At 63.6% G+C, this 10,845-nt stretch carries 9 protein-coding genes and 1 pseudogene; 9 read left to right on the forward strand and 1 reads right to left on the reverse strand.

The genetic code is table 11. The features are described from left to right. The 9 genes from MRBLSP13_RS15000 to MRBLSP13_RS15040 form a co-directional block, all read left to right on the forward strand. On the forward strand, nucleotides 1-458 hold a 458-nt coding region (locus MRBLSP13_RS15000; RefSeq protein ID WP_363755339.1), incomplete at its 5' end, for a cytochrome b. After that, complete coding sequence (locus MRBLSP13_RS15005) at nucleotides 455-1,009, forward strand: YceI family protein (RefSeq protein ID WP_363735840.1); 555 nt, start codon at nucleotides 455-457, stop codon at nucleotides 1,007-1,009. The genes MRBLSP13_RS15000 and MRBLSP13_RS15005, both read left to right, overlap by 4 nt. 62 nt (nucleotides 1,010-1,071) lie before the next feature. After that, nucleotides 1,072-2,385, forward strand: coding sequence for an MFS transporter (locus tag MRBLSP13_RS15010; RefSeq protein ID WP_363755341.1), 1,314 nt, complete (start codon nucleotides 1,072-1,074; stop codon nucleotides 2,383-2,385). Nucleotides 2,386-2,742: 357 nt separating this feature from the next. Continuing rightward, nucleotides 2,743-3,477: a substrate-binding periplasmic protein gene (locus MRBLSP13_RS15015; RefSeq protein WP_363735838.1), complete on the forward strand. Its 735-nt coding sequence runs from the start codon at nucleotides 2,743-2,745 to the stop codon at nucleotides 3,475-3,477. After that, complete coding sequence (locus MRBLSP13_RS15020; protein ID WP_363735837.1) at nucleotides 3,477-4,130, forward strand: amino acid ABC transporter permease; 654 nt, start codon at nucleotides 3,477-3,479, stop codon at nucleotides 4,128-4,130. Before MRBLSP13_RS15015 ends, MRBLSP13_RS15020 begins: the two co-directional genes overlap by 1 nt. Continuing rightward, entirely contained in the window at nucleotides 4,127-4,852 is a 726-nt protein-coding gene (locus MRBLSP13_RS15025; protein WP_363755343.1) for an amino acid ABC transporter ATP-binding protein, read from the forward strand. The genes MRBLSP13_RS15020 and MRBLSP13_RS15025 overlap by 4 nt, the downstream gene beginning before the upstream one ends. 266 nt (nucleotides 4,853-5,118) lie before the next feature. Continuing rightward, nucleotides 5,119-6,534, forward strand: coding sequence for an NAD(P)/FAD-dependent oxidoreductase (locus tag MRBLSP13_RS15030; RefSeq protein ID WP_363735835.1), 1,416 nt, complete (start codon nucleotides 5,119-5,121; stop codon nucleotides 6,532-6,534). A gap of 274 nt (nucleotides 6,535-6,808) precedes the next feature. Beyond that, nucleotides 6,809-7,750 (forward strand): LysR substrate-binding domain-containing protein, encoded by a 942-nt coding sequence (locus MRBLSP13_RS15035; protein ID WP_363735834.1) that lies wholly within the window; start codon nucleotides 6,809-6,811, stop codon nucleotides 7,748-7,750. A 713-nt stretch (nucleotides 7,751-8,463) separates the two neighbouring features. Further along, nucleotides 8,464-10,494 carry an NAD(P)/FAD-dependent oxidoreductase gene (locus tag MRBLSP13_RS15040; protein WP_363755345.1) on the forward strand — a complete coding sequence of 677 codons (2,031 nt, stop codon included), beginning with the start codon at nucleotides 8,464-8,466 and terminating at the stop codon, nucleotides 10,492-10,494. Between the two features lie 89 nt (nucleotides 10,495-10,583). Here the strand turns inward: MRBLSP13_RS15040 and MRBLSP13_RS15045 are convergent. Continuing rightward, a pseudogene (locus MRBLSP13_RS15045) lies at nucleotides 10,584-10,845 on the reverse strand (hypothetical protein); the annotation flags it as partial.

Genomic DNA, 10,845 nt, shown 5'->3' on the forward strand with positions numbered 1-10,845 from the left:
TCTTGAGCGTCATCCGTGTCGTGTGGCGCCTGTTGCATCGGGCACCGCCGCGTCCCCAGGAGATGCCGCGTTGGGAGAGGTGGGGCGCTCGCCTCTCCCACGTCCTCCTCTATGTACTGATAGTTGGGCTGCCGCTGAGCGGCTGGATCTACGTGTCGGCCGGCTGGAACCGCGCGATGGGAGCGGCCTTCGCTATCCCGACGCTGTGGTTCAACCAGTTCGAATGGCCGCACATCGGATTCGTCGCTAGCTTGTCCGAGGCGCGGCGCGCAGTCGTGGCCGACGTCTCCATGAATGCGCACGAGCTGCTCGGCTGGAGCGGTATCCTGCTGGTGGCCGTCCATGTGGCCGCCGCACTCAAGCATCACCTCGTCGATCGTGATGACGTGCTCGCCGGCATGGCTCCCTGGGTGCGCCCTCGCCACATACCTCAGGCAAGAAAGGAAACCCGCCAATGATCTCGCCTCGTCTTCTGATCTGCGTCGCAGCGTTTGCGACCCCGGCCGTAGCCGCAGCACCAGCGTGGCGGGTGTCGCCGCAGGAAGGCCGCGTCTCCTTCGCGGGGACCCAGTCCGGGAAGCCGTTTCAGGGTCGCTTCGACCAGTGGAAGGCGCAGATCGCCTTCGATCCCGCAGACCTGGTGGGTTCAAAGGCTGTGGTGGTGTTTGCTACCGCGTCCGCAAAGACGGGCGATCGCTTTCAAGAGACGACCTTGGCAGGCGCGGAATGGTTCAACTCCGCCGCATTTCCTACTGCCACCTACACGACAAGCAGGATCCGCGCCGCCGGGCCGGGAAAGTACGTGGCGGACGGAGTGTTGCAGATCAAGGGTCGGAAGGTTCCGGTGCAACTCCCCTTTACCTTGGCGATCAACGGAAACAAGGCCACGATGTCGGGCGACCTCGCACTCGACCGGGCGGCGGTCGACATCGGAATGAAATCCGATCCAACCGGCGCCTGGGTCAGCAAAGTTGTCCGAGTGCAGGTGAGGCTCACGGCCCAACGCTGACGGGAGCCTCGCCCGAAGTCTCTGGGCAGAGATCCACCACCGCAAGAATCTGAGAGGTCGTCATGGAAAAAGACCCGCGCGCGTTCGTGTCTGAACGGCCGATGGCGCCGATCCAGATCGCGGCGGTGGTGCTGTGCGTCGTCCTGAACGCGCTCGACGGTTTTGACGTGCTGTCGATCAGCTTTGCCTCTCCCGGCGTCGCTGCCGAGTGGGGGATCGACCGCGCGGCACTCGGCATCGTGCTGTCGATGGAGTTGATCGGCATGGCGGCCGGCTCGGTCGTGCTCGGCAGTCTCGCCGACCGGTGGGGCCGGCGGCCGATCGTGCTCTTTTGCCTGACGGTCATGGCGGCGGGCATGGGGCTCGCGGCTGTAGCCCCGGATGTCGGCACCTTATCGGCTTACCGACTCATCACAGGGCTTGGCATCGGTGGCATGCTGGCCACGACGAATGCGGTGGTTGCAGAGTTTGCCAACGCGCGTCGCCGCCAACTGGCGGTAGCGCTCATGGCGGGCGGCTATCCGTTGGGGGCGATCGTTGGCGGCTCGATCTCCTCTCTGCTTCTGCTGGATGGAGGAGACTGGCGCGCGATCTTCGTGTTCGGAGCGATAGTGGCGACAGTACTGATTCCTGTCGTCTGGCTTTTTCTTCCGGAGACTGTCGCCTTTCTGGTCGAGAGGCGCCCCACGCGGGCACTCGAGAGGACGAACGCCGTTCTGAGGAGGATTGGAGCAGACAAGGTCGGCGCGCTTCCCGAAATTGACGCGGCCGGTGCGCGCCCAGGCGTGGCAGCGTTGTTCCAGCCGGCGCTCGCCCGGACGACTATCCTGCTCACCTTTGCCTACTTCGCGCACGTTATGACCTTCTACTTCATCCTGAAGTGGATCCCGAAGATCGTTGTCGACATGGGCTTTGAGCCGGCGCGGGCAGGTAGCGTGCTGGTTTGGGCGAACGTCGGCGGTGCGCTCGGCGCTCTTGCCTTGAGCCTCCTGACGCAGCGATATGCGGTGCGAAGTCTGGTTGTAGGTGCGATGTTGCTCGCTGCGGTGCTCGTCACTCTGTTCGGACGGGGGCAGAGTGATCTGGCCGGCCTGTCGCTGATGGCGGGCGCCGCCGGCTTCTTCACGAATGCCGCGATCGTGGGCCTCTACGCGGTTTTCGCGCAATCCTTCCCCACGGCAGTCCGCGCAGGGGGAACGGGTTTCGTGGTCGGTATCGGGCGCGGCGGCTCCGCTCTGGGGCCGATTCTGGCTGGATACCTCTTCCAGACAGGCGTCGGACTCCAGGGCGTGGCGGTCGCGATGGCGATGGGTTCCCTCCTCGGCGCCCTTGCTCTGCTCTCGCTGCGTGCGCCGGCGACGTCTCCTTCAACTTGACGGGCGGGCTTCCCTGGTCGACCGCAGGCGCTGCGAGCCGATGACGACCGCGATTACCTTCCAGCCCATGCATGTGGTGATCGCCGAGGAGCGAGGCCCTCCAGCCGCCAAAGCTGTGGAATGCCATCGGCGGCACTGGGATCGGCAGGTTGAATCGGCACGCGTGGTGAGGGCCTGCATGCCGCCGACATTTGAGGTCGGTTACGTCTGGCTCGGGTCGGCCGTGGTGTCACTCCGACACCGCATGGTTTGCGATTGAAGACTTTCGTGCACCGGGCTGCGCGGGCATGATCCGCCGATGACTGGTCCGATCGATCGCTGCGCGTGATAGAAGCTGAGTGGCACAGGCGCGGATTCATGGTGCTGGCGGCCTCGGCCGCCGTTGCCGCATGTTCTCGTTCGGTGCTCGACGCCCGACAGCTGCGGATCGGATCGTCGCCGACTGGGGTGCCGTTCAGCTTCGTCGACCCGTGGTCCAACGAACTGACTGGGTCGATGGTTGACACTGCCGCTCTCGTAGCCAGGGCGATTGGGCGGGTTCCCGATCTGCGGATCACCTCCTTCGGCGCGCTGATTCCGTCGTTGACGGCAGGCAAGATCGACCTGATCGCGGCCGCCATGCTGCGCACGCCCGAGCGCGAGGCCGTGGTGTCCTTCAGCAGTCCGGTCTACTCCTACTCAGGTGCGCTGGTCGTGCCGGTGGCGTCCGAACGCACCTATCCTTCTCTCGTCTCCCTGAGAGGTCTGCGCGTCGGTGCGCAGATCGGCACCCGGTTCGTAGACCAGCTGCGCTCGGCCGGTGTGATCGATGTCTCGACCTATGACGGACTAAGCGACATCTTGCGTGATCTCGGCTTGGGTAGAATCGACGTCGGTTACGGCGATCAGCCCATCCTCGCCTATCAGCTGCGAGTGGGTCCGAAGCGGCCGGTGCGGCTGGCTGAGGAATTCGCGGCACCGGCCGGCGAGGCGCTGTGCCTGGTCGTACGTAAGGGCGATCCACTGCTGGCGCACGTTGATCTGGCGATAGAACGCATGCGAGCCTCCGCCATTCCGGAGATCAACCGACGTTGGGGATTGGAGGCGTCCTGATGGCCGAATTCCTTAGCGACGCAGTTCTCTACCTTCCAGTCCTGCTGAAGGGCTTGGCCATGACCATCGTGCTGAGCCTATGCGCCTTGAGCTTCAGCGTCGCCCTCGGGCTCCTGCTCGCGCTTGGAGGGATGAGCCGCTTGGCCGCGCTGCGCGCCCCGGCACGCATCTTCGTCAACATAATTCGGGGCATCCCCATCATTGTGCAGCTGTTCTGCGTCTATTTCGTGCTGCCCGAGGTCGGTATCGAGCTGGAGCCGTTCTCGGCCGGGGTGGTCGGGCTCGGTATCGCCTATTCGGTCTACCAGGCGGAAAATTTCAGGTCGGGTTTCCAGTCCGTAGATCCCCAGACCATCGAAGCCGCACGCTCGCTCGGGATGACTGATCGAAATGTGTTCCATCGCGTGACGCTGCCGCTCGGCGTACGCACCGCGCTTCCGCCGTTCGGAAACACCGCTGTGATGCTGCTCAAGGATTCTTCGATAGCTTCGACGATCACCATCGCCGAGCTCACCCGCGCCGGCCAGCTGCTGGCGATCTCGACCTTCAAGAACGGCACGATCTACCTGCTCGTCGCGTTGCTTTATCTCGCGGCCAGCCTGCCTCTCGCCGCCGCTGTCCGTCACCTCGAACGTCGAATGGGCCGGCGATGATAGAGTTGAACGGCGTCGGTAAGGCATTCGGTTCTCACGTCGTTCTCCGCAACGTGAGCTTCTCCGCCGCTCGGGGGGAGGTCACCTGTCTGCTTGGGCCGTCTGGCTCCGGCAAGTCGACCGTGCTGCGCTGCATCAATGGACTCGAACGCCACGATGCGGGCGAAATCCGGGTCGACGGAGATCTTGTTTCGGACGCAACGTTGCTCCCCGTTCGCCGCAAGGCCGCTATGGTGTTCCAGCGGTTCAACCTGTTCCCGCACCGCACTGTCCTCGAGAATGTCGTGGAAGGTCCCGTGCAGGTTCTACGTCGCCCGATCGCAGAGGCGGAGGCGGAAGCTTTGACATTGCTGGAGCGCGTTGGCATGGCCGACTTCGCTCGAGCCTATCCCGCCAAGCTCTCAGGCGGTCAGCAGCAACGGGTCGGCATCGCACGCGCTTTGGCTATGCGGCCGAGCATCATACTGTTCGACGAGCCGACCTCCGCCCTCGATCCGGAGCGGGTCGGAGAGGTCCTGCAGGTGATGCGCGGCTTGGCCGTCGAAGGCATGACCATGATCGTCGTCACGCACGAGATCGCCTTCGCGCGGGACGTCGGCGATCGCGCGATCTTCATGGACGGAGGTGTGGTCGTCGAACAGGGCGCGGCCCGGGAGGTGCTGACCGCTCCCCGCGCCGAGCGGACGAGGCGTTTCCTGGATCGTGTGCTCAATCCGCTCTGAGGCCTGAGATGTAATGATGCGTCTGCAGCGGCAGCGGAGCCGATTGAAACTTCCTCATAACCTTCGCAGCGCCGATACGATGCGCGGAACACGGCAGGAACGTCAATGAAACCGATCCATTTCTCGTTGGGCCGACTCGTTCGCGAACTTCCACGCTTCGCTCCGGTGCCCGAACCGATCGGCTCGGCCGAGAGCGCCGGAGTTTGGGACGTCCTCGAGCCCACTCGCAAGATATTCTTTCTCTTCGAGCAAGGCGGATCAGGGTCATGACCGAGCTGCGCGATCCACGCCTCGCGGCTCAGTCGATGGCGCAGGTGAGCTACTGGCTGGAGACCTGCGGCGAGGATCTTGTCGCTCGCTCCCGGCTGGCCGGCGACCGCGTCGTTGATGTCGCCATCCTCGGTGGCGGGTTCTCCGGCCTCTGGACAGCCTATCATCTCTTGCGGGCGAGACCCGATCTCGAAGTTGCGATCGTGGAGCGCGAGGTGTGTGGATATGGCGCCTCTGGCCGCAACGGCGGCTGGTGTTCGCCACGCTTTCCGTTGGAGCCAGCGGCGCTGATCTCGAGGTTCGGTATCGATGGAGCACGGGCGATCCTGAAGTCGGTCGAGGCAGCCGCCGCTTACGTCGGGGAAATCTGCGAGCGCGAGGGGATCGACGCCCACTATCGCACGACCGGGGTGCTAAGCCTCGCGCGTAGTCCGAAGCAGGCCGCTTCGCTCTCCAATACGCTTGCGACCTTCGCCAGACTGGGAATGGACGGTCCGCTGCGCCTCCTTAGTGCAGGCGAGGCGTTCGAGCGAGTGCACGCCACCAACATCCATGCTGGCCTTTCCACCTCGATCGGTGCTGCCGTTCATCCGGGCCGGCTGGCGCGGGGACTAGCGCGCGTCGTGGAACGGCTTGGCGGTACGATTTACGAGGGAACGGCTGCAACCGAGCTGCGCACGGGAGCAGATGCGGCCATCGTCACGGCCGCAGGTGACCTGTCCGCGAGACTGGCCGTGGTGGCGGCAGGCGAGGCGTATCTCACCGGACTCCCCCGCTTCCATCGAAGCCTGCTGCCCATGTCGTCGATGATCGTGCTCACCGAACCACTAAGCGAGAGTTTGTGGAGCGAGCTCGGGTGGCAAGGCGGTGAATGCCTCAGTTCGCTGGCGCATACCAAGAACTATCTGACCCGCACCGTCGATGGCCGCATCCTCTATGGTAGTCGAGGCGCCAACTACCGGTTCGGATCGCGAATGGACGACGCCGCCATTCGGGACGAGACGGTGTTCGAGTGGATGCGCGGATGCGTTCGGGAATGGTGGCCGGCACTTGAAGGCGTTAGATTTACCCATGCCTGGGGCGGCTACCTGGGCATACCGCGCGACTGGATGCCCACGGTGACGTTCGATCGACAGAGTCGATTGGCGCAATTGCACGGCTACACGGGACGCGGAGTTGCGACCAGCAGCCTGTTCGGGAAACTTCTGGGCGGATTAATCACCGATCAGTGTACCGGTTTGGAAAAGCTGCCGTTCCATCGCAGTGAAGGCAAGCGGTGGGAGCCCGAGCCTTTTCGCTGGCTTGGCGTTCGATACGTGCAGAACGCGTTTTCACGGATCGACGAAGCCGATGCGGCCGGTCGCGCGCCGCCGTTCGATGCGTCGATCGCAGCAGCTCTGGGCGATCCATGAGGATGAAGGCGATGATCACGGCTGCGAGGCCGATCAAGGCTATCGCGCTGCCCGATCCGACGAACAGACCGCGCCGATGATCCCCCGATTGCACCGACGATCATCATAGGCTCTATTGTTCCCAGCACTCATCGACGAAAGGTTCGCGACCAGAAAGTTGCGAACACCATCCCAGGTGGTGTATGATAGCCACCAGGTTACATCGTGTCGCACAGGTTACATCATGTCGCGCGAGTGGGCCGACCGAACGGCGGGATCGGGAGTTTGGATTTAGGTGAACCACAAGTTGCTACCGCCGCTGGCGGCATTGCGGGCGTTCGAGGCCGTGGGTCGGCTTGGGGGCGTAAGGAAGGCCGGCAAGGAACTGGAGATCGATCATGCGGTCATTAGTCGGCACATTCGAACGCTTGAGAGCCTGATCGGGAAGAACCTGCTCGTGCGAGAGCCGACTGGTTATCAGTTGACGGATGACGGCCAAGTCTATCATCAGGAGATCTACAAGGCGCTGACGACCATCGCCACCGCCACCGCCCGGCTGACCGAGACCACCGAGCGCAAGAAGCTTCGGATCTGGTGCATTCCCGGCTTCGCCTCTCTCTGGCTCTCTGATCGTCTGGGCGATTTCATCAAGCACCATCCCTCTATCGACCTAGACTTCAGGCCAGCGGACGCCAGCCCGGATTTCCGCTCGAAGGAGGTCGACGGGGATATACGCTACCTTCGCCGTTGGGAGGAGGCGGCCGTGCCGAAGGTTGCCTACAAGCTCGAGTTCGCGCGCCCCCTCGTCTTTCCAGTGGCGAGCCCCGGCTACGTGGCAAACATGAAGCCGCTGGAGAGCGTCGAGGAGTTGCTGTCCTACACCTTGCTCCACGAGGACAACGATCTGGAATGGCGCCACTGGCTCGAGGCTCAGGGCATGACGATATCCGATGAACTTCCGGGGCCGCGCCTTTGGCACGCTCATCTGACGCTGAACGCTGCCCGTCAGGATCGTGGGATAGTCCTAGCCAATCCGATGCTGCTCGGCGACGAGCTGGCCGATGGACGCCTCGTGAGGGTCGAGTTGGCGCAGGGGGACTTCGTACCCGTACGGTTCGGCGGCTATACGCTCTTGGCCCGCGAGGATCGCTGGAGCACGCCTGCCTTGGCGATATTCCGGCGATGGCTGCGACGAACCGCCGACGCCTATGAGGCGGGTGACTTCAGCCAGCTGTGATCATCGACGACGGAGTGACCCTTCGGGATCGGCGCGGATGATCGCCATGGGTTCGGTGTCTATTCAGCACCTAGGGGGCGCATTTAGGCATCTCCCTCGCTGGAAGCCGCTTTGCGAACCGGAGATCAATGAAATGATGGATCGGAAGCACATTCGATGCGCTGGACTGATGCAGTGGAAGTGGGCCGCCTCCAGACGCCCGCAATTCTGATGCTGGCGCTGGTCGCGGCGGCGCCCGCGTCTGCAGCAGCTCCGGCGAGTCCTCCGAGTTGCGCGATGGATCCATTGTACCGTCAATTGGACTTCACCCTCGGCACATGGGATGTTTACGCGAACGGGAAGAAGGATGCCCGCGTGACCATGGAACGTGCCCTTGGTGGGTGCGCCATACATGAGCGGTGGGTGTCGATCTCTGGCAAACCTCGCAGCGGCAATGGACTAGGTTTGTTCACCTACTCGCGCCTGGTGAGCCGCTGGCTGTACCTATGGGCGGCGGATACCGCGTCCGCGACATCGTTCCTTGGGACGGAGCAGAGCAAGGACCGCGTGCTTTTCGTGACCGAGCGGCCGCTTGTCGGCGGTGGCGTCCGGCTACGACACTGGACGTTGTCGCGGGAGCCGGACGGAACCGTTCGCGAACTGTCTGTTGGGACCGAGGACCAAGGCCGGACTTGGACCACCGAATATGATCTGCGCTGGAGGCGATCGAGCAAATGAACACCACCCGTCCGGCGAATGGTTCGCCGATAGCCGACGATCGCGCATTGGGGATGGATCGAGCCATCACGCGCCGGGACTTCGTCAATGGCGCGGCCGTCGGGATTGCAGCCCTCGCCACCGCGACGGCCGGAGCAGCCGCCCCCTCCGCCTCCACGACTGGCGGGAAGGCCCCGCCGACGAACTACCCCCCCGCTCGGATGGGGATGCGCGGGAGTCATCCAGGAGCGTTCGAGGCGGCTCACGCGCTGCGCGACGGATCGCTCGATCCGGCAACCGCGGTGGACGTCGGCGAGACCTATGATCTCGTGATCGTCGGCGGAGGCCTGAGCGGATTGGCGGCCGCCCACTTCTTCATCAAGAGCGTCGGGCGCGATGTGCGTGTTCTGATCCTCGAGAACCACGACGATTTCGGTGGCCACGCCAGGCGGAACGAGTTTCGCGTGGATGGGCGGCTGCTCGTCACCAACGGCGGCGTGCTCGAGATCGAGTCGCCCGACCGGTACAATCGATGGGCTCGCAGCGTCCTTGATGATCTAGGGGTTGATCTACACCGCTACGAACAGGCGAACAGCGCGAATTACAAGCTCTACGACACGCTCGGCCTGCGCTCCGGGCACTTCTTCGATCGAGAGACGTGGAGGCGCGATCAGCTTATTGTGCCACCTGCAGCATCCGACATGCGCGGCGGGCCGAGCCCGGACGCGATCGCGCGCAGTCCGCTGTCGGCGCGTGCCAAGGCTGACATGCTCCGGCTGCTTGCGCCCGATCAGCCCGATTATCTCGCCGGGCGGAGCATCGCCGAGAAGAAGGCGCTGCTCGCCAAGACATCCTATCGAGATTATCTGCTGAAGATCGTCAAGATCGATCCGCAGGCCTTCTGGTACTTCCAGGGAGCTGGTCAGGGGACGTTCTGTGTCGGGGCTGACGCCTACCCCGCCCTGTTCGGCTGGGTTCAGGGCTATCCGGGCTTCTCCGGCCTGCAGCTTGGCCCGATCCCGGATGGCCTGTTCGAGAGCCTTCCCGGAGGCCATCATGGCCGCCAGAAGGAGTCAGGCTCCTCGGTCCATTTCCCCGACGGCAGCGCCACGCTCGCGCGGTTGCTCGTCGGTTCGCTGGTGCCGGGAGCCACCAAGGCAAGGACCCAGGAGGATCTAGGCACCGGCCTGATCGACTACGGAGCGCTGGATCGACCGGATCAGCCGGTTCGGATCCGTCTCAGCTCGACGGTGCTCAACGTTCGCCACGAAGGTAGTCCGGCCGCAGCGACGGAATGCATCGTCACATATGCTCGCAGCAACGATGCGGAAGCGAAGGGTTTGCAGCGTGTCCGCGCGCGCAATGTGATCATGGCCTGCTGGAACATGTTCATCCCGTATCTCGTGCCCGAGCTCCCGTCGCTTCAACGCGAGGCTCTCGCCTATGGAGTGAAGGGTCCGCTGGTCTATACCAACGTTGCCCTGCGCAACTGGCGTGCTTTCCAGAAGCTCGGCATACAGCGCGTTAGTTCCCAGACGATGTTCTTTCAGGACGTGTCGTTGGCGGAGTGCGTCGGTATCGGCGAGGTCGTTCCCCCGACTTCGCCGGACGAGCCCATCGTCGTTGCGATGAACAAGTACATGGCTGCGCCAGGTTTGCCGACGAAACGGGACCAGCATCGGGCCGGCCGCGCTGAGCTTCTTGCGATAAGCTTCGAGGAGTTCGAACGCCAGGCGAGAAGCCAGCTGGCACGTATCCTGGGGCCCGGAGGCTTCGATCCGGGTCGAGACATCGCCGGCATCACGGTCAATCGGTGGCCCCACGGTTATGCTTACACCTACAATAGCCTCTATGATCCCGTGGAGTGGGTGTTCTCGGAGGCGCCTGATCGACCGTGTGTCGTCGCCCGGCAGCCATTCGGTCTGATCTCGATCGCCAATTCAGATGCTGCTGCAAGTCCCCACACCGACGCTGCGTTCGAGGAGGCGCATCGCGCAGTGGGCGAGGTGATCGCGCAACGCACGTTCCCGTTTGCACGGCGGGCCTGATCCGCGGCCTTCACCGAATGCCTAGGTTGCCGGCGGCATCTTTCCGAAGCGGTGATCTTGAAGCACAGGAAGCACTTCCGGATTCTCTCTCAGGGTTTCTGCCAGAAGGCGGCGAGAGTGAAGCCGATGAGACGGCCACACACGACCACCAGGATCCAGAATAACAGCGAAATGCCGCCAGCCATCCTCGCCGCCAGCGGAAGCGTGGCGCTGTGATCCCAGCCATCTCGGCCGCGCCAGGTGATGCTCTGGAACAGCAGCATGTTGAGCCCCGCCAGGACGAGGCAGACCATCTTTGCGATGAAGTAGGTGTTGACAGCGTAGGCAGTGGCTCTGCTGACGAAGAGCAGG

The organism is Sphingobium sp. LSP13-1-1.1 (assembly GCF_040676415.1).
GTDB lineage: Bacteria > Pseudomonadota > Alphaproteobacteria > Sphingomonadales > Sphingomonadaceae > Sphingobium.